This is a genomic window from Pseudoalteromonas luteoviolacea H33-S (assembly GCF_001625695.1).
Lineage (GTDB): Bacteria > Pseudomonadota > Gammaproteobacteria > Enterobacterales > Alteromonadaceae > Pseudoalteromonas > Pseudoalteromonas luteoviolacea_B.
Genome location: NZ_AUXY01000138.1, coordinates 1 through 20,756 on the forward strand (window position 1 = coordinate 1; position 20,756 = coordinate 20,756).

At 41.2% G+C, this 20,756-nt stretch carries 14 protein-coding genes and 2 tRNA genes; 11 read left to right on the plus strand and 5 right to left on the minus strand.

The window, feature by feature from the left end; translation table 11 throughout:
• The first annotated feature begins 38 nt into the window (after window positions 1-38).
• The 4 genes from N477_RS25300 to N477_RS25315 all read left to right on the plus strand — a co-directional run bounded on the left by N477_RS25300 (window position 39) and on the right by N477_RS25315 (window position 4,384).
• Window positions 39-114: transfer RNA gene (locus tag N477_RS25300), tRNA-Lys, on the plus strand.
• 122 nt (window positions 115-236) lie between these two features.
• Complete coding sequence (nadA, locus tag N477_RS25305) at window positions 237-1,280, plus strand: quinolinate synthase NadA (RefSeq protein ID WP_063363890.1); 1,044 nt, start codon at window positions 237-239, stop codon at window positions 1,278-1,280.
• Window positions 1,281-1,379: 99 nt separating this feature from the next.
• A tRNA-Ser gene (locus N477_RS25310) sits at window positions 1,380-1,469 on the plus strand.
• A 335-nt stretch (window positions 1,470-1,804) separates the two neighbouring features.
• Entirely contained in the window at window positions 1,805-4,384 is a 2,580-nt protein-coding gene (locus N477_RS25315; protein WP_063363891.1) for a serine/threonine-protein kinase, read from the plus strand.
• On the opposite strand, the gene N477_RS25320 is transcribed toward N477_RS25315, so the two are convergent.
• The gene (locus tag N477_RS25320) at window positions 4,334-4,873 is read right to left on the minus strand and encodes a hypothetical protein (RefSeq protein WP_063363892.1); all 540 of its coding nucleotides are present in this window, start codon (window positions 4,871-4,873) and stop codon (window positions 4,334-4,336) included. The two genes, N477_RS25315 and N477_RS25320, sit on opposite strands and share 51 nt — an antisense overlap.
• A gap of 344 nt (window positions 4,874-5,217) precedes the next feature.
• Between N477_RS25320 and N477_RS25325 the strand changes: the two genes are divergently transcribed.
• From N477_RS25325 to N477_RS25345, 5 genes are all read left to right on the plus strand, one after another.
• Complete coding sequence (locus N477_RS25325; protein ID WP_063363893.1) at window positions 5,218-6,246, plus strand: GGDEF domain-containing protein; 1,029 nt, start codon at window positions 5,218-5,220, stop codon at window positions 6,244-6,246.
• Window positions 6,247-6,371: 125 nt separating this feature from the next.
• Entirely contained in the window at window positions 6,372-9,662 is a 3,291-nt protein-coding gene (gene recC, locus N477_RS25330) for an exodeoxyribonuclease V subunit gamma (RefSeq protein WP_063363894.1), read from the plus strand.
• Window positions 9,649-13,176 (plus strand): exodeoxyribonuclease V subunit beta, encoded by a 3,528-nt coding sequence (gene recB / locus N477_RS25335; RefSeq protein ID WP_063363895.1) that lies wholly within the window; start codon window positions 9,649-9,651, stop codon window positions 13,174-13,176. Before recC ends, recB begins: the two co-directional genes overlap by 14 nt.
• Window positions 13,176-15,065 (plus strand): exodeoxyribonuclease V subunit alpha, encoded by a 1,890-nt coding sequence (gene recD, locus N477_RS25340; RefSeq protein WP_063363896.1) that lies wholly within the window; start codon window positions 13,176-13,178, stop codon window positions 15,063-15,065. Before recB ends, recD begins: the two co-directional genes overlap by 1 nt.
• A 244-nt stretch (window positions 15,066-15,309) precedes the next feature.
• Window positions 15,310-15,831 carry a DUF962 domain-containing protein gene (locus N477_RS25345; protein ID WP_063363915.1) on the plus strand — a complete coding sequence of 174 codons (522 nt, stop codon included), beginning with the start codon at window positions 15,310-15,312 and terminating at the stop codon, window positions 15,829-15,831.
• A 33-nt stretch (window positions 15,832-15,864) separates the two neighbouring features.
• On the opposite strand, the gene N477_RS25350 is transcribed toward N477_RS25345, so the two are convergent.
• Window positions 15,865-16,821, minus strand: coding sequence for an FHA domain-containing protein (locus tag N477_RS25350; protein WP_063363897.1), 957 nt, complete (start codon window positions 16,819-16,821; stop codon window positions 15,865-15,867).
• Window positions 16,822-17,280: 459 nt separating this feature from the next.
• Here N477_RS25350 and N477_RS25355 point away from each other — a divergent pair, with 459 nt between their 5' ends.
• Window positions 17,281-17,871: a CBS domain-containing protein gene (locus N477_RS25355; protein ID WP_063363898.1), complete on the plus strand. Its 591-nt coding sequence runs from the start codon at window positions 17,281-17,283 to the stop codon at window positions 17,869-17,871.
• Window positions 17,872-17,897: 26 nt separating this feature from the next.
• On the opposite strand, the gene N477_RS25360 is transcribed toward N477_RS25355, so the two are convergent.
• The 3 genes from N477_RS25360 to N477_RS25370 all read right to left on the minus strand — a co-directional run bounded on the left by N477_RS25360 (window position 17,898) and on the right by N477_RS25370 (window position 20,253).
• A complete protein-coding gene (locus N477_RS25360) occupies window positions 17,898-18,809 on the minus strand; it encodes a M14 family metallopeptidase (RefSeq protein WP_063363899.1) in 912 nt (303 codons plus the stop codon).
• A gap of 63 nt (window positions 18,810-18,872) precedes the next feature.
• On the minus strand, window positions 18,873-19,283 hold the full coding sequence (locus N477_RS25365; RefSeq protein WP_063363900.1) for a hypothetical protein: 411 nt from the start codon (window positions 19,281-19,283) through the stop codon (window positions 18,873-18,875).
• 106 nt (window positions 19,284-19,389) lie between these two features.
• On the minus strand, window positions 19,390-20,253 hold the full coding sequence (locus N477_RS25370) for a hypothetical protein (RefSeq protein ID WP_063363901.1): 864 nt from the start codon (window positions 20,251-20,253) through the stop codon (window positions 19,390-19,392).
• A gap of 140 nt (window positions 20,254-20,393) precedes the next feature.
• On the opposite strand from N477_RS25370, the gene N477_RS25375 reads away from it, so the two are divergent.
• Window positions 20,394-20,756 carry a hypothetical protein gene (locus N477_RS25375; RefSeq protein WP_063363902.1) on the plus strand — a complete coding sequence of 121 codons (363 nt, stop codon included), beginning with the start codon at window positions 20,394-20,396 and terminating at the stop codon, window positions 20,754-20,756.

The window sequence follows — 20,756 nt, forward strand, 5'->3', positions numbered from 1 at the left end:
ATCATGACCCACCATTCAAGTTTAAAATCTCCTCGAGCGGGTCATTAGCTCAGTTGGTAGAGCAGTGGACTTTTAATCCATTGGTCGATGGTTCGAGTCCATCATGACCCACCATTATCTTTTCGATTCATTTATTCTTAAATATTCTTTGTGAATATCGTCTATTACTAGGATTATCTCCGTATTTTTCGTATAATTCGCGGCAATTATGCAATGTGGACTATGTGGTCGAGAGAATGAGTCTAGCAGAACAAATCATGCCTGAGGATTATATATTTCCTCCAAAGCCAGCACCGTTGAATGATGAAGAAAAAGAGCAGTATAAAGCTCGTATCAAGTCATTGTTAAAAGAGAAAAATGCGGTATTGGTTGCCCATTATTACACAGATCCTGTGATCCAAGCGCTTGCTGAGGAAACCGGTGGTTGTGTTGCAGATTCATTAGAAATGGCACGTTTTGGTGCTAAGCAAGAAGATGCAGATATTATTATTGTCGCCGGTGTTCGTTTCATGGGTGAAACGGCGAAAATATTAACGCCAGAGAAAACCGTTGTGATGCCAACATTGGCAGCAACTTGCTCATTGGATGTGGGTTGTCCAATAGACGAGTTTTCTAAGTTTTGTGATCAGCACCCTGAAAGAAAGGTTGTTGTATACGCAAACACATCTACCGCGGTTAAAGCGCGCGCAGATTGGATTGTTACCTCTTCATGTGCTCTTGAAATTGTGGAGCATTTGGATTCTGAAGGGGAAACCATTATTTGGGGCCCTGATAAGCACTTGGGTTCTTACATTCAGAAGAAAACTGGCGCGGATATGATCATGTGGAACGGTGCTTGTATCGTTCATGATGAATTTAAGACGCAAGCGCTGAAAGACATGAAAGCGCTTCACCCAGATGCGGCTGTATTAGTCCACCCTGAGTCGCCAGCTGAAATCGTTGACTTAGCTGATGCAGTTGGCTCGACTAGCCAGCTTATCAAAGCTGCGCAGGATATGGATAACCAGAAGTTTATCGTGGCGACCGATCGCGGTATCTTTTACAAGATGCAGCAGCTTTGCCCTGAGAAAGAGTTCTTCGAAGCGCCAACAGCAGGTGAAGGTGCAACATGTCGTAGCTGTGCACATTGTCCGTGGATGGCAATGAATGGCTTACAGGCGATTGAAGAAGCACTTATCAACCCTGAAGGCAAAGAAGTATTCGTTGATATGGAGCTACGTGAAGGAGCATTACGCTCACTTAATCGTATGCTCGATTTTTCAGCGAGTTTAAAGCGTTAATAACAAGTTTGCTTGTAATCTGTGCAGTTAACACAGATTACAAAAAAAATACTTGCTAAAAGGCGGGGGTTTTCATAGTATTACGCCCGCTTTCAGTGCGGAGAGGTGGCTGAGTGGCTGAAGGCGCACGACTGGAACTCGTGTATAGGTTAACCCCTATCGAGGGTTCGAATCCCTCCCTCTCCGCCATTTCTTTCCCTAGAAAGTAAAAATAATCTTCCTTTATTTGTATTTCTACATTGTCCTAGACTAGTCAATTATCTTCTTTTTTAATTTTAGTATCTTTCTGTAGATCTGAGTTTTATACAATTTCCTAAGTCAGAAAAATCATTTTGATATGTATCGTTTAGATTTTTTGTACAAATTGACTTTAAAAGTATGCATTGCTTGTTTTTTGATTTTATGCAACTGTACCTCTAGGTTAAAAAACTGACCTTTTGTCTACAATGTTTACTATTAAATTCATTGTTAGGGTAGAATATTAGACGTTCTCATATAGTTTTGAGCCAGGGTAGGTAGAATAAATGCGCAGTGATGAATGCTTTTCTGATACATACTTAGCGCCAGTAAAGCACATTGCATCGGGTGGGATGGGAGATGTGTTTCTTGCCAATGACACTCGCCTAAATAGACAAGTTGCAGTAAAAAGAATTAAGTTAAATCATCAATCAGATGACCTCAAAATCAGAGAGCGAGCGCTTTACGAAGCGCGCTTAATGGCTAAAGCTAATCACCCAAATGTCGTTCAATTGTACGATATTCTTGAAGTTGGCTCAGATTTATTACTTGTTCTGGAGTATGTTCCTGGTCAAACATTAGCTAAGTATATGAAGCAAAAGCTACTCACTGTTGCTGATAAGTTCGCGTTGTTGGAAAAGGTAGCCAATGGTCTTTGCTATATTCATCAGCAAGAGCTTATTCACTGTGATATTAAAGCGAGCAATATCCTTATTTCCAACACCTCAGAGGTGAAACTGTCTGACTTTGGCATCGCAAACTCGATACAGAGCAATACACCAGATCAGCCCTTAGGAGCGAGTTTCGGCAGTTTAAGTACGATGTCACCAGAGCAACTTGAAGGAAAGCCCGTTGAACAGTCAACGGATGTATTTTCTTTTGGCGTGCTTTGCTTTGAGTTTCTCTTTGGTTGCCACCCTTTTGGTACAGCGAAAGGCACTGAACTGGCTGAGTGCATCAAACACACCGCGTTTATTGAGCCCAGCAGTTTAACGCCTGATATCCCCGTTGAATTTACTCAATTACTACGCAATATGTTGTCTAAATCGCCTGAGTCACGTCCATCAGCGAGAGAAGTGTGCTCGGTGCTTGGCAGAACGTTGGCGTTACTCGAAGTAACCGATGCGGAAGATACGGCGTTATTGTTAGCTACACAAGAACTGAGGCATGAGCCCAGAACGCTAATTCGAGAAAAATATGTTTATAGTGGTTTTGTGTTAAGTGTGTTGTGCTTAATTGTTTATTTAGGGTGGTCTTTTTTAAAGCCAAAAAGCGAGCTTCATTATGCCTTGGTGCTTGAGCCGCAAATAACGAATAGCGACTATAGTGAGAGAGTTGGCGCTAATTTGTTGCACGCTACGATTGATAGCGCAATTCGACAAGTCATTATAACTGCGACTAATGCGGAGTTGATTAATCACAGAGAATATAGTGATATCAAAGATGTAGCTGATTTAGCAAAGGCAACCGGCGCAACAGCGGTTTTTCTTCCTGAAGTTAGGTGTGAACATGCTCAGTGTAATGTTCGCCTTTCCTTACTCAGTGGAGATAGCCAATTAGTTTTGGGAGAGCTGAATACACAAACGAGTAAAGATAATTACTTTGCTATTCACTCAATCTATGAGCGGTTTGCAACTAAATTACTTGGCCAGCCTCAGCAGGATGCAAGGCAAAGCGTTATGTCTACAGAGACGGCCTTCTTTGAGGAATACCTGAGTGTTTATCATGACGTTAATATTAAAGGCGATCTGTCTCATTCCAACTTGTCTCGCGCATTGGAGTTGATTGAACAGGACCCTAATTATTTACCCCTGTATAGCCTTGCAAGAGATTTATTGCTGGAGCGCTATCATATTGATAGGGAACAACAGTACATTGATAGGTTAACAGTGTTACTCGACACAGCACCAGAGCGTTACAAATCATCTAAGCCTTATCTGGTTGACAGGATTGTACTGGCAATTGAAAGTCAGCAGCAAGCACTTGCTGACGATTTATTTCGTCGTTTGTCTATCTATGGTGAGACGGCATTGAGTTATCAGCTAAAAGGTTATTCTTTCTATAGGCGACATCAAATAGATAAAGCATTAGAGATGTATTTGAAGTCTGTGTTACTCAAACCTGATTTAAACAGTAAATATAATTTGGCTGTCACGTACCTAAATAATGGTCAAGTTATTGAATCTACATCATTATTACATGAGGTTGTTCAGGCATTCCCTGATTTTACGCGGGCACATCGGCTTATTGCAGATATTAATATGTTTGACGGGCACTGGCAGGTCGCCGCCGCAGGTTATCTAGCAGTGTTAGAAAATAGTAAAAGCCCGGAGGATTATAACAACCTTTCTCTTGCATATTTGTACTCTGGGGAAATTGAATTGGCATTATCTGCTGCAAAGCAAGCGACCGTACTAAGTCCTGAAAACCTCGCTATGAGGCTTAATTATGCGGATTTGTTATTGCTGGGTGAGCAGAATGAGCAAGCTGTCGAGCAATACAATCAGGTAGCTAATGGTGTACGCGAAGATATGTCTGTCAACGAGTTAATTGCAGCTGGACAGGCAATGGCTCATTTAGAGCGCTACAGCGATGCTCTACACTATTTATACAAGGTAATAAAGCTAACCACAGACAAAATAGAATATGCTTATGGAGCAACGGTGATTTTTACACTCACAGGTGATCATCACTCTGCGTTGCTCCACTATAACGAGACGATTAACGGCGGCTATTCATCTAATTGGTTTAACTTGCCTTGGTTTAAGCCACTATGTAAATACCCGCAGTTTAAATCATCACATGAGGGGCTGTGCTTATCTGGGCGGAATTGGGCGACCAATGATAAGTATCGGGTCAATGAATAAGTTAGTAGCATCAGCCTCTATGTTGTCGTTTGAATTTTGTTTTCTTCTCGATAGCAGGATATCAAATTTTAACTCTGTCTTTTCTTCTATCGGCAGGTCTTTCGGCACTATGATGGTTAACTTAAGTACACTTTTTTTGGGTTCAGGTGTTTTACTGTTAAAAATATTTGTACTTAAGATTTCTACATTTTTTAGCAGTTTAATATTAGCTCCACGTATGAAGTAATTTTCTACTGTATTAGCATCAAGCTTGTATAAAAAATCAACGGAAAGTCCGTATTGAGATTGGTCTTCACTCAATTCCACGTCAAATGGTGTCTTGGCGTAGTTTATTTCTCGATCTTTTTCAGATGTTGGCGTATCGAACTTGATATCTGTTTGCTCTGTATTGAGATCAAACGTCGCGCTGAAGTCAAAAATAGAACCCGAATGCGGGATTTCATCACTATTTTGCAGCTCTAGGTTGAGCTCGTTTATCACATCGTTCATTGTATTGTCCTTTATATTTATTTAACTCGATCCATATGCAAGTATTTACTTGCCCTTTGGGCAACTATGAGAATAGAAGAATATTCTATTACATGCTATTACACGGCCGCGCTTGACTTAGTGCTCATGCAAACCATGCATTCGAATTGCCCATCAGCACAGTGTGTATCAAGGAATTAAGGGCAAAGCAGTACGGGAAATCTTAAGGTGAGTAATTTAGAGTAATTTGCTTTGTGACATTGCTGTTCCTTACTTTCTGACCAATACTTAAACGTGACGATCTAGTACACCTTCATTTAAATAACTATGAAGGTATATAACTGAACAGATAGAACAGGCAAGCGATGCAAGAAGAACTATTAAATTCGGTTATAAAAATAACGAAAACACGTGACATCGATTCATTGGAATATAGCTTGTTGTCGACAATACAGGAGTTTATAAATTGTCAGCGTATTTCAGTGTTCAAAACGATTCAAGGGCATGGGCCATGTACCGTGGAGCGTAGCCTTGCGCTCATGGTGCATGATGTCGGCGAGTATGAGTGGTTAGATAGAGTGATTTTAGACAACCCTCACGCAGAGCTGAGTTCTTGTTTGCAGTCAGCATGTAGTATCACCATGCAAGACGCTGCGGGGGCAGAGCGTCGTTGGTTACCCATCGTCATTCATGATAAGCCTGTTGGCGCAATAGAAGTGCAGTGTCAGGGATTAGATAGCGCACAACAGGTGATGCTGAATGCGTTTATTCGTATTTATGAAAACTACCTGACAATATTGCGTGAGAATGAACGAGATAAGCTCACTGGGCTTTTAAATCGTCAAACCTTTGATAAAAAGCTCAAGCAACTGCTTGAAAAACAAATGTTAGAGCAAAACCGTGCTATTCGAGATGGCTCTGACTTGCGGACTCTACATCAAGGTGCAACGTCTTGGCTTGCGATGTTAGACATTGATCACTTTAAAGGTGTTAATGATACATACGGCCATGTTTGTGGCGACGAGGTATTGTTGATATTGGCGCAGCGTATGCAGGATTTCTTTCGAAGCACAGATTTGTTGTTTCGATTTGGCGGCGAAGAGTTTGTCATTGTATTTGAACCCGCAGACTATGAATCGATTAAGCAACGTATGAACTCGTTTTTAGAGCTTGTGAGACAAACATCTTTTCCTTTTATCAAAAAGTTAACTGTGAGCGTTGGTCTTGCGCGGATCAGCCCTTATGACTTTCCCATTAATGTGTTAGAAAACGCGGATAAAGCCCTGTATTTTGCCAAAGAGCATGGGCGAGATCAGGTCGGGTTTTATGAGGATTTGATTTCTCGCAAGCAAATAAAGGATCATATAGAAAGCAGTGATATAGACTTGTTCTAGCAATTGGTTAGCTACTGACGAGTACTGAAACTAAGCCTTCTAAATGAGTCTGTGCACTTTTTTCTGTCATACCCTGTTTATTTCTCTTAAACTGTTCAATCTAATTGATTTTCAGCTAATTTCACATGTTGCATATAATTCAATCTAATCGAATGGAAGCATTGCAAGCGCAGTTTAACACTGTAATGCAAACAGCCCCTTTAAGTGACCCATTTGTACAAGAAACCGTTCTTGTTCAGTCGCCAGGTATGTCACAGTGGTTGAAAAATGGACTCAGTAAACACATTGGTGTTGCAGCTCAGGTCGACTTCCCGTTGCCGCTGAGCTTTATTTGGCGTTTGTATCAACAGTTTTTGCCAGATGTCCCAGCAGAGTCGCCTTATAATAAAGGCAATATGGCTTGGAAGTTATACAGTTTACTGCCATCCAAGCTGGATCATGCTTTGTATATGCCATTGGCAAATTATTTATATGCTGATAATCCTGAAGCAGCAGAGCAGGAGGATTTAGATGGCTTAAAGCTATTTACCTTATGCGAGAAAATTGCGGATGTGTACGATCAATATCTGATGTACCGACCAGATTGGTTAGCCTACTGGGAATCCGGCACCGATGCGCTACCTGATGTTGATGTCACCATTGCGCCTTGGCAGCCTGACTTATGGCGCACTTTGGTCGAGTACACAAATCAATTAGAGCAAAGCCCTTATAACCGTGCCAATATGCATGAACAGTTATTGGCTGCTCTAGAAAATGCTCACAGTCATCAATTACCTGAGCGTATTTCAATTTTTGGCTTATCTGCGATGCCCACAAGTCAACTAGAAGTGTTTCAAGCGCTGGCCAGTAAAACCGAAGTGTTGCTGTTTTTTTTCAATCCAAGTGAGCATTATTGGGGAGACTTGGTAGATGAAAAAACACAGGCAAAAATCCAAGCTAAATATGCAAAGCGCCCAGAAATTGAGGCAAGTCTTGATGAGGAAAACGATTACTTTAATGTTGGGAATCCATTGCTGTCCTCCTGGGGCAAACTGGGCAGAGATTATCTAGAGCAGTTATTGCAATTAGATGCTCGTTGGTTGGATGGCTTTGTGGAAGACTTTAATGACTCTTTGTTGTCAAAAATTCAAAGTGAGATATACCAGCTGGCATTTAAAGGCGAATCTCTACAAGCTGATCCTAATTGGTTTGTGAGCGAAGAAGGGAAACTTCAGGTTCAACAAGGTGACGACAGTATTTTCTTACAAGATTGCCACACTGCTTTGAGAGAAGTTGAGTGTTTGCATGATCATCTACTTAATTTATTTAATCGACATCCAGATTTAACACCTAAAGATATTATTGTCATGATGCCTGATGTAGGTGCGTATAGCCCTTATATTGAAGCGGTATTTGGCAGTGCACAAGGCAAGCGGTATATGCCATATGCCCTCGCAGATATGGCTATTGAGCAAGAAAAGCCTGTTTTATCATCGTTTGTGATTTTGGTTAACTTACCCTTTAGTCGCTTTGGCGTAACAGATATTTTAGATTTATTAGCTGTTGAATCTATATCTAGTCGCTTTGAATTAGAAGCGACGGAATTTGAGCAGATAAAATATTGGCTAGACCAAGTTGTTATTAAGTGGGGTCTAGATGCACAGAACAAATCTGAACATGGGTTACCAGAAATCTCTCTTAACACCTGGCTACATGGTTTAAATCGATTATTGCTTGGCGTTGCTTCAGAAAATGAAGAAGGGGCGTTTAACGGCATATACCCTGCAGACTTGGTTGAAGGCATGGCGATCCATATTTTAAGTAAATTAATTGCTTTTATTGAGGCGCTTACTGATGCTAAAGCACAACTACTGCAAACCACAAACCTAAGCGAAAAAGCCACGTTGTTACGTGCACTTTTAGCTCGCTTCTATCACCAAGATGCGGACCAAAGCTGGGATTTAATGCAACTAAATAAAGTGATCGAAGGCATTGAAAAGCACTATGAAAGCGGAGATATGCGCGAGCCTATAGATCCTAGGGTGCTGGCATATCTGGTTAAACAGGGTATACAAGAAAAAGGCGTGGGACAGCGTTTTTTATCTGGAGCCGTGAATTTTTGTACCCTGATGCCGATGCGTGCGGTGCCTTTTAAAGTGGTGTGTTTGCTTGGCATGAATGATGCCGATTATCCTCGTCAGGTTCAGCCGATTGGCTTTGATTTAGTGCCTGCCTCATCAAGAAGAAAAGGTGACCGATCTCGAAAATTAGATGATAGATATCTATTTCTAGAGGCGTTACTTAGTGCTAGAAGCCACTTCTATGTCAGTTACATTGGCCGTTCATGTTTTAATAACGAAGTACAAGTGCCATCCGTGTTAGTGAGCGAGTTGTTTGAATATATTGATCGCAGTTTTTATTTTTCAGGCTGCGATACGCAGGTTAGTACGCAGCTTAAAAGTCAGGCCCCACTGCAACCATTTAACGCACAACACTATCAGCAAGGCCCTATACAAAGTTATAACCCCAATTGGTTATTTAACGGATCAGAACAGCCATTAGTTCAGCCTGCGCCTTTATCCGTTGAATTGCCAGGTGAGCTAGAATTAACGCAGTTTTTACGCGCGTGTACGGCGCCGCAAAGCTACTTTTATCAAAATTGTTTAGGGGTGAAAATTAATCCTGCACTTGAGTATCAGGATGATACAGAACCATTTTCTTTAGATCCTCTGACACGTTATCAATATTTACTAGAAATACTGGATACCCGTGTAAATGATACCACTCTCAGCACAGAGCAAATGTTGCAAAGGGGTCATTTGCCGCAAGCGTATGTCGGAGAGATACAGTTAGAATTATTAGAGCAACGCGTGTTACCTATGGTGGGTGTGTTGAAGCCCAAGCTTATTAACGCACAGTCACCGCGTGAGGTCAGTATAGAGCTTAATGGGATGAAGATAGTGGGTTGGCTTGATAAAATCTTTGCAAATGAGCAGATCTTTTACCGCCCCGCGAGCATTAAGGCCAAAGATAAAATTCGGGCGTTCATTTATCACCTATTGGCCAATATTACTGTCTCAGCGACCAGCACATCAATTATTGGACTAGATGAGCAGGTGACGTTTGATGCGCTTGAGAAATCAGATGCAATGCAGTTATTGCAAGGCTGGGTCGATTTCTATCAGCAATTGATCTCACAGCCTGTGGCATTTTTCCCAGCCTCAAGTTATGCATTTGCGAGCACGGATGACATTGGTAAAGCGAATTTAAAGTTTGCTGGTGGCCAGTATATTGGCATTGGCGAGTCTGAAGATCCTTATGTGGCACTCAATTTCAAAAATTTAGAGTCCTGCATGGAAGAGTTTATGTCGCTCAGCAAATCATTACTAGGGCCAATCATTGCGTTAGAAAAGGAGCAGTCTCATGGAGATGCTTAATCCAATCACCATGCCACTGTATGGCCATAATTTGATTGAGGCGAGTGCTGGGACGGGTAAAACATACACTATTACGGCACTTTATCTTAGATACTTATTGGGCTTGGTAGAGCATCAAGAATCGACATGCTTAAGTGTTGAGCAGATCCTAGTGGTGACATTCACTGAAGCTGCTACGCAAGAGATAAAAGACCGCGTGAGAGCTAGGATAATAGATGCTCGAGATGTTTTACTCGGTGCTGAGTGTGCAGATCCGCTTATTCCAATGTTATTGGCGCAAGTTAAGGATAAGAAAGCGGCGTTTAAATTGCTAGATGCGGCAGCAAAGTCCATGGATGAAGCCGCTATTTTCACTATTCATGGATTTTGCCAGAGGATGCTTAAACAGCACGCCTTTGAGTCAAAGTTGAGTTTTAATCTGGAGTTTATTCTTGATGAAACTGAGCTTTTAAAAATGGCGGTAGAGGACCACTGGCGCAAATTTTTATACACATTGGACAAAGATCAAACCGCATTGGTGTTGGAGCATTTTGCACATCCACAAAGCTTGATGAAGAAGCTGATACCACTGCTGAGTAAATCGGGTGCAAAACTGACACCTGAGGTGAAATTAGACGATGTTTTAGCTGCAAGAACGCAATATCAGGCGAGGGCTGCCGAGTTTAAACAGGCGCTCCGAGAAAGTGAGTTTATCACTTGCCTAAACGAGTCAGCACTGGCAAAAAATAAGGCGCCTGGGCGTGCTGCTAATATTAATGCTCTGGGTGATTATGCTGCTTCAGACGCTTGGTATTTTGAGTTCGGTACAAGCAAGCACTCCTTTAATTTGTGGGGGAGCGCACAACTTGGGGATGCTAAAAATTACAAAAAAAATGCCCAGTTGATAACCCATCACATGATTTCGCAATTTGACGAAATGGCGAAATTACACCATCAAGTTAAAAACTTACTACCAATAGCACTGCTTCAAGACGCTTTGAAGCAAGTAAAAGCGCTGTTAGTACAGCATAAGCAAATACAGAGCACGATTTCTCCAGACGACCTATTGAGTAATTTATACGAAGCGTTGCAAGGAGATGCTGGCGAGGTTTTAGCAAATAAAATTGTACAGCAATTTCCTGTTGCATTAATTGATGAGTTTCAGGATACCGATCCTATTCAATACGGTATTTTTAGCACCGTATACGCGGGCGACGCTAACAGCGCTTTGACTATGATTGGCGACCCAAAACAGGCTATTTATGGGTTTCGCGGCGCGGATATTTTCACCTACATCGCCGCCAAACAGGCTGTGGATGAAACCAGGCACTTTACTTTGGCTAAAAACTATCGCTCGGCTAAATCTGTGGTGGATAGCGTCAACGCGATTTTTACCCAGCACGAACGCAGCTTTATCTTTAATGAGGATATTCCATTTTACGCAGTTGACGCGCAGGGTAAGTCTGAGCAGCAGTCGTTTAGTAGTGATACAGAACAGGTTTTAAACTTTTGCGTATTTGATAGTGGGGATGGCGTTACCAGTAAAGCACAGGCGCATCAGGCATTGGCGCAAACTTTTTCAGCTAAAATTGCAACCTTGCTCTCTCAAGCACAGTTAGGGCAAGTGAGTATAGGGGGAGAAGCGGTAAAAGCAGCTGATATCTGTGTTTTGGTCCGAGATAGAAACGAAGCTTCAGTGATGAAGCAAGCACTGCATGCGTGTGGTGTGAGTGCCGTGTATTTAGCCAGAGATAGCGTATATGGGCAACCCGTTGCCAGTGCGTTAAATCAATTGTTGCATGTGCTTCATGGCGCTTATGATGAAGCGGCGCTGCGTGGCGTGTTAGTCAGTCCTTTATTTGCGTTAAATTATGAGCAAGTCTACGGCCTCTCTCAAAATGAGCAGCAATGGCAGAGCTATTTAGACTTTTTTGCTGAACTGAAGCGAGTTTGGTATCAAAGTGGTGCGATGGCTATGTTAGAGAAGCTGATGGTACACAATCAGCTTGCCAGTGTTTGGCGGGAAAATGGCTATGAAGTCGAGCGTTGGTTGACCGACTATCGTCATCTCGCCGAATTATTGCAACACAAACAAATTGAGTTAGAAGGGACGCAACGTGTCTTGAGGTGGTTGAGCATTCAATGCAGCGAAGCCACGTTAGATGGTGCTCAATTACGTTTAGAAAGTGATGCTAACTTGGTTAAAATTGTCACTATGCATGCGTCAAAAGGGTTGGAATACCCAATTGTATATATGCCATTTGCACTGGGTTATCGTGATCCGAGTGAGATTATTTATCATCAGGATAAACACTTAATCATTGACCTTGATGCAGATGATCATGGCGTACAAGCAGCCTCAAAAGAGCGTTTAGCGGAAGACATTAGATTATTATATGTGGCGCTGACACGTGCGGTGCACTATTGCGAACTCGGCTTGTTTAACATTGCATTGGGCCGCAGTAAAAAGCTGGGTATTGGTCAAACAGCACTGGGATTTGCATTGTTTGGTGATACTGAATTTAAAGAAGCGCAGCAGTGGCATCAAGCACTCGAAGAGTTATGTCAGCAGCATTCTGGTATGTCCATGGAGATATTTGAAACGCCTCCAACTGCCTACTTTGGTGAACCGCAAGCTCAACTCCCTGTTTCGTTAGCGGTAAAAGAGCAAAACGCCGCAATAGAAACCAATTGGCGGACAACCAGCTTCAGCCAATTAAGTTATCATGCGCATCATGATGATAGACCTGCAGGGGCCTTAGATGAGCATCATGAATTAGATCTGCCCCGCATGGCACAAAATTCAACTAAAACGCCATATAGCTTTGTAAAAGGTGCAAAAGCGGGAAGTTGTTTGCATGAAATCTATGAACAGATCGATTTTACCTCACCTCACATGCCAGTGGCTGGTGATAAGTTACCAGTGAGCGAGGTGGTTGAAGCCTGCTTAGATAAATATCAGATTGATGAGCAGTGGCGAGACTGTGTGACTGAGTGGGTAGTGCAAAGCTTGGCGTGTCCACTTAATGGGGTTGGCGACTTGTCGTTGAGTCGTTTAGCTCCTGAAGATTGCTTGGTAGAAATGGAGTTTCACCTGCCATTAAGTGCGCTTAAAGCAAGCCAACTAAATAAGGTATTAACGGATATAACGGGCCAGCCTAGCTTTTTACAATTTGACCAAGTGCAGGGCATGTTAAAAGGATTTATTGATCTTATTTTCCGCTGGCAAGGTAAATACTACGTGTTAGATTATAAATCCAATTACTTAGGTGACGAGTTGGGTGATTATAGTGATGATAACTTAATGTCTGCGATGTCATCTCATCAATATCACCTACAGTATCTTATCTATAGTGTTGCTTTACATCGGCTATTGAAATATCGACTTGCTGACTACACGATTGAGACGCACTTGGGTGGTGTGTACTACTTATTTTTACGGGCATTACCGCAGGGCGGCGGTGTATTCTTCAAAGCTCTCACGGAGCAAGAGTTACTTACCCTCGATGCGCTTTTTGAGTCGGAGGCATCATAATGTCGCAATTTTCTCTAGATTTTACGCAAGATAGTTTTGATGACGCCTTATTTATTGAGGCATTGATTGAGCAACGTAAAGTACGAAGTGTTGATATTGCTCTCGCAAAACTGCTCTGTGACTCTCAATTTTGTGATGTATTTTATCTTATATTGTTAGTGCTTAAAGCTGAGCAAAACCAACATAGCTGTTTATTGTTGGATACTATTGACTGGTTTAATCCGTTTGAACTAAATATTGAGCAATTGGCTCATCCCATAGAGCTGACGCCATTTGTGGATAAAGACAAGGCATTGCAAGCGCTTTCTTGCCACCAAGCAGTTGGGCATGATAAGCCCATTGTACTATTTAAAAATCAGCTGTATTTAGCACGTCTAGCCAATTATGAAGCATTTTTGGCTGAGCGCTTCATAAGCATGTCTCAGCGTGAGATCAATTTGGACCTAGGTCAGTTGCAAGCATTGTTGAATGTCTATTTCCCAGTGCAAGATGACAATGTCATTGATTGGCAAAAAGTCGCGTGTGCCATAGCGGCTGCAAGTGCATTTTGTGTTATCACAGGCGGGCCAGGTACGGGTAAAACAACGACGGTTACAAAATTACTCGCTATTTTACAGTCTCTTTATGTCAAAGCACCGCTCAACATTAAGCTGGTGGCACCAACGGGCAAAGCAGCTGCGAGACTCAGTGAGTCAATCATCGGTGCCAAAGGTCGGTTAGCGTTAGCGCCGGAGCTTGCCGATCTGATCCCTGAGGACGCACAAACAATACATAGATTATTGGGCGTTATTCCACATAGTAATAAGTATAAACATCATGATAAAAACCCGCTTCACGTTGATTTATTAATCGTTGATGAGGCCTCGATGGTAGACTTGTCACTTATGAGCAAGTTGGTGGCCGCGTTGCCTGAAGGTGCGCGGCTATATTTATTGGGAGATAAAGATCAGCTCGCATCCGTTGATACTGGCTGCATTCTTAATGATTTATGTGCTGATTTAAAATTGGGGCAACATCCAAAGTATTCTTCGCAGCGGGCTCATTTGCTCAATGACGTATGCTTTGGCGGTGTTAAAAAGCTATCAGGGGTTGCAAGTCAATTTCAATTGCAAGATATGATGGCGTTTTTGCAACAAAGCCATCGCTTTAAAAGTGACAGTGGTATCGGCCAATTAGCCTCAGCGGTTAACAATAATGACCCAAATCATTTGGACTGGGTAATACATCAAGGGTTCTCTGAATTAAGCCTCTATGGGCTATCAAATGAATCATATGTCAATATGATAGAGCGTGCTGCCATCGCTTATAGCGAGTATTTAAGAGCGATTCAAGCGGGAGAAAGTGCACAGCAAATACATAAGCTATTTTCAGGTTATCAATTACTTGCCGCTGTACGTGAAGGCCCGTACGGCGTCAATGAGTTAAACAAACGTATTGAGCATAAACTTGCTCAGCAAAACTTGATTAGGCCTTACACTCGATATTACGTAGGTATGCCGTTGATGATCACGCAAAACGACTATCAACTGAAACTTTTTAATGGTGATATTGGGATAGTGTTACCTGATGAAAGTGGCCAACTATTCGCTACCTTCATTGATGAGCAAGGGCACTTAAGGTCTATCAATCCTGCACGCTTACCAAGTTATGATCTGGTGTATGTGATGACAATTCACAAATCTCAAGGATCTGAATTCGCTCATACAGCAATGATCTTACCTCCGATACAAAGAGCAAGGCAAGGAGTTAATAGGCAATTGGTGTATACAGGCATTACCCGAGCTAAAAGCCATTTAGAGCTAGTATGTCAGCCTCAAGTGCTTAGGTTAGCAATGGAAAAAACAGTTGGACGAAGTTCAGGGTTACGTGAAAGGTTACTCAAAGATTAAAAAAATGTTTTTTATTTGTTTCTTTTGAATGTTGAGCTATGGTTATTTTGAAAGCAGAAAGAGATGATAAAACTGCTTTTATTGCCCAGTGAATGTGCCGCCAAAGTCGTAGGCGGCCTTTTTTAAGCGTTGAAAATACATCCAAGTTAAACATTGTTTATTTTCCAAGCGGTGTTTTATTGACTTTTTTTCCTGTAAGGCGTTAGAGTGAAAATTAAAGTATTTACTCTTGATGAGTACAGAGATGAAAAATTTAGAAAGCCACCTTGTCCAGTATGCACTTTATCACAGAGATAATCGCAATATACGCACACATTTGTTTGGCGTTCCCTTGATCGTCCTGTCCGTTATCCTAATGACCTATGTTCCTTTATTTGACTTAAATACTGTATCGATCACAGTGTCAAGTGTGTTGATTGGTCTGGTATCGGTTTATTATTTGTACCTATCATTCAAGCTTGGTGTGCTTATGCTGATATTATTGAGCTTAGGCTATGTACTTGCGATGTTTATCTATACACAGTTTTTAAACTTTGACATTGCAGCTGGGGTATTCTATTTATGTGGCGCATCAGTTTTTGTTTTAGGTTGGGTCATTCAGTTCATAGGCCACTACTATGAAGGGAAAAAACCAGCGTTTGTAGATGATTTAGTAGGGCTTTTAATTGGACCACTTTTTGTACTTGTGGAGGTATTATTCATGTTTGGGTTAATGAAAAAGTTAGAAGAGCATATCGTAGCGCAAGCTGGGCCCTATCGAAATTGATAATTGGGGCCCATGGTAGATAGAGTTTATATGTTACAAGCTAATGCGAGTCTCAAGCTGAGCACCTTTTAAAATGGTGACATCTTGACAATTCATGCGCAGCTGACCGTTATTGGTTTCAATGATATAACCTGCTTCAGGTGCTCGGTCAGGTGCTGCTTCACTTAATTGTTTGCGCGCGCGATGCACCATGATGTTCATATGATTCATTTGCACACCGAGCTGTTTAGCCAGATCTTCTCTGTAAACCCAACCTTGAGATTCAGTATCTACACCTGCTTGTTTGTCTTCAATACGCGTTCTAGCAAGCAGTAATAAGAGATAGTGATGGCTTCTACTGCCTAAGTTATATTCCTCTCCCTCAACGTGTAAAGAAAGCTCCGTTTTTTCTTCATCAAGACTAACAGCAAAGCTTAAAGCCAGTGGTTTCACCGCAGGTTGTTGCTCCAGGTGTTTTGTCATGGTTGAGATGCCTGCACAATAAAACAGCCATTGCTCGCCAAACAGGCTGGTAATGCCGCCATCGATTAAGGCTTGTCTGTCTGAGGTAGTAAGATCTTCAAGGAACCAATAATTGAGCAAGGCGTCATAGTAAACAATATGAGTCGGCTCTTCTTCGTTAGGAAGCAGCATTTGGTTTTCGACTTCAATGACGTTATTACGGTTATTTTGCGACACAAAATACTGGCAATTGGCATTTAGACTACCTACGACAAATGAATTTTGTCCCGGTGCTGCAAAATCTATTTTATCATTTTCAGAGAGTTGGTAAGGGAGGTTTTTATCAATTTTTCGATCATTTATCCATATACCATTTGTACTTACATCGCGAATTAACCAATTGTCATTGGTGTACTCTATGATTGCATGATGTCTTGAAATACCGGGCTTATCTAAAAATGTGTCTACATTAAATTTGTATCGTCCAAAAGTGTGATAACTCTTTAAATATATTTTTTCGAGCTTGAGTTCATCGATTAAGTAAGCCATAGAGTTTCCTAGATTTCCGTATATGTGCTAAGGGCCAGCAGTACGTTTTATTTGCAGAAATTCTACCTGATATGAGAAGTAAATCACTACTAAAAAGTATCTCAATCGAAGATAAATCTTAAGTAACGCAATACTGATTATATCATTTATCGCATCGTTTAACCGTATTTACTGATATTTCATTCCACGAGATAGTGTCATAAAAGTGGGCCCACCTAGGTGGGCACCAATAAAGGGAAAACTGCAAGTTTGACTGTATATAAAGCCCAAATTGATCTTTTCGTTAGTTCACTAACCTATAAAATACATTGTACGAAGAATAACTTATTTTATCTATTACAGCCGATTACAGCACTTTTCTATGATTCAAATCGTACCCCTAATCAACCTTGCGATCCCCTGAACAATGAACCATTCTTTTTTAATAAAGGTAATTGATGAGTCCACAAGAGGTGGTATATGAGTGAGTTTAGATTATTAAACACGACTAAGTTGAAAGGGATTTATCAGTTTTGCGAGCACTATGAAGGGAATCCATTATCGATATTTAGCCCAGCAGAACAGGTAGTAACCGACTTTTCAAGGCGCCAGCCACAAATGATATTAAAAGATGTCGACATTGATCACGCACTATTTATGATGGTGAACGGGCATGTGCGATGTAAGCTCGTTATCGATCATGATGACACATTTGTAGGCGTTGTTAACTCGAAAGATTTGACGGGGAGGAAAGTACTTACTACCGCACAAAAGCGCAGCGTTTCCCGCTCAGACCTTACCGTAGAAGATGTGATGACCAAAAAAAGCGAATTGCATGCCATGTTTTACGATTGTGTTAAAGATGCGCGCATTGGGGATATTTTAGAAACACTCAAAGAGCTTGGGCATCAGCATGTGCTACTTATGGATAACAATCAAGTGTTGCGTGGTATGATTTCAGCATCTGATATTGCAAGAGCGCTGCATATTCCGGTAAATATTTTGCAAAAAGCTCACTCATTCAAAGAGATTTTCGAAATCATTTATGAGCACGGTGAAGTAACGGCTTAGTTTAAAGCCGCTACTTATCGAATAGGTTAAAGGGTTTTTAGGTATTCTATTACGCCGAGAATGGCAGCAACTTGGCCGTCAGTACATTCTTGCTCTGAGGTGCTTTCACTGTCAGGATAAACTTCAGTGGTCGTCACATACTGAGCTTGCGTGAAGCCCATACATAAGCCCAGTTTAGTCGCATCGTAGTTAATGACACCAAACTGTTCTATATCTACACCGATCAACTGTGAGTTGTCGTCGGCGTCGGCTATATGCGTGACTTTTTGTACCTGTTCAATTACACATTTTTGAAATGCTGGCTCAGGCTTTTGAGTATGTCCTACGAGATAAAAGCCATCTGGTATATTCCAATTGTGGTTTACTTTGCCATCTCTTGCTGCCAAAGCAGGGCGAAATTCACTGTTGTCAGTATCCGTTGTTTCATGAAGGTCAATATGTGCAATGATATTGGCTGGTAGCTGTCTAACATAGTGCATTGCTAAGTGAGACTCCAATGCAGGGCTGTTATCGTAAAATGACCGATTAGGGTCTACCGCATCAGGGTTCCATCTATTAATCGTTTCAAAGCCCCATGGACTGATACAAGGCAAAATTACAAAGTTAAAACTATCTGTAAACTGTCGCATTTGGTACCGCGCAAACGCTAAAGCCCCCATGACGCCACTTGTCTCATAGCCATGCACCCCACCTGTAACAAGGATTGTCGGCAGTGATGTATCTACATCTTTATTCTTTAATGCAAATAAAGGGTATGCTCCATCTTGATAGTCTAATGACCCATACTGTTCAATATCGCAAAAAGTATCGAGTGCTTTGATTTCTTTTAATACAAGCTCTTGATATGAGCGTTTGATTGCTTGAGACTGATACCAAAGTTGCTTTTCAGCTGGTGTCCAAGGTGTTCCGGTTTTGCCTATATGATATTGCTTTGACATGATTTGACTCTGTTTTGACCTGTTCGCAGCATGCTATGCAGTTTATCTTTAGATGGCAAACTTTTAAGCTAAGTAGCCAAGCTGAACCAGGGATTTCTTTTGTGCTTTGGTTATTTTGAATGCTAATAAGGTAATCGTCTTCTCATGGGTGTGAACTTGGATCACTTTTAACCCTAAGCAATTACGAGTCGTTAACTTGTTGATTTCTTCAGATGGAACAAATTTTCTTCTCGCAAAAAGATTCAAGTATGAGATTCCTTGATTGCAAATAGTTACCTTCTTCTGTCCTGATAAGGTGAGCATTAGATGTACAAGCGCCATAAAAATTGCTGAAATGGCGATAAAGAACTGTAAAGTAGCTAAGTGAGATAATTGCATATCCATAAATAATTTTGCGGCGCTTAGCAGTACTAATGAAGCTAGCATTACGATTAAGTAGAATACAGTATTAACTTGTAGCCTAAGTTCTTTCATTTTAAATTCCTATTTCCTATTGGTGTTTTTTCAAGTTTGGGAAAGATATTGGAACAAAATGGAGTAAATATGAATCCGGCGATTAATAGTTGAAAATACGATTTTTCTAGGGTATTTCTCGCCATTTATCAACCAAAACGTTTAGAAATCCGCATTTTTGATATGATTTTTCGATGAACTTGTTGGCTCTGAGTTGTTTTATTCCCAATTGTAGGGAGTCGAAAATAGCTTGACTGTTTTGATACTTTTTGCTTATTACGAAGTGACGGCTATCTAGTAATGCAACTTTAACACCTTGAACTGCTTCGACTTTGTAGCCTTTTCCTGTGTACCTAAAGGGGGTTTTATTATTGAATGGTATAAGCATAATATCCACCCATTCATTACTCACCAAGCGCGCCATCATTGTCCAGTCTGATTCATTAAATAGCCGTTTCGGATTAAGTTTTTTGATGGTAGACCAATCGACTGACCAGGCTTTATTACTCACTACCGTTATATTGGAAAAGTCCTGCTTTATCTGTGAGGCTAGCGTTTTAGCCCTACTCTCAGCAGCATAAATGCCTGCAAAGTACTCGCCTTTGCGAATGATAGGGGAAGAGATTAATACGCTGTCGCCCAAAGCTTTTGCCTGAGATAGCCATATTGTGTCGACGCTAATCATCGACATCCCAGATTGCAATAAGATTTCTTCTCGCTCTTCGTGATCTATCATAAAAAAATCTAAAGTCACGTCTGCTTTGCCAACTTGTAGCGCTTTTTGAATAATAATTAGATCTACGACATCTCTTTGGCAGAGAGGGTGATCAAAGATGTCTGGAGAGATACTATCAAGGTCCTGTGCATTTAAAATAGTTTGAGCGAAGCCGTAAATGTCTCTATTCACTGGAACAGAGATATGATTACTTGCCTTAGAAAAACTGCAATGACTAATACTTAGTAATGCGATAAAGCCGAGCTTTTTAAACATTTCGGACCATTTTATTTACCCAATTCTAAGGCTAGTGCATGGATCACAACTTGTATATTTTTTAAGTGACAATGTGGGTGGAGTTTTATATGTTCGTACTATCGCCATAAAAGGCATGCCGTCAATTGAAGGAGTCAAAAATGAAGTTTGAACAATTGCTATCGCATCTCGACAGTGGAGTTTGTGTTGAACAGCTGCAAAAAGAGTCGCTACTTGATATTGCATTAATGTCACAATGCGTTTGTGGAGAAATTAAGCCGAGTGAGCTGAGCCATGTTTTGCAATGGGCAAACTCTTTACATTGGAGCGGTTCAATATCTTTAAACGAGTATGTTGATGAATCAATAAGTAAGTGTCTGCTTGCATTGAAAAGTGGTAGATTGCAAGGCTTTATAGACCATAGAATACAGCAAATTGAAGACGCCCCTCTTCAAGAAACGGCACAATTTTTGGTCAACAAGATTAATATGGCCAATAAAGTAAAGCATGAGGAAAATGCATAG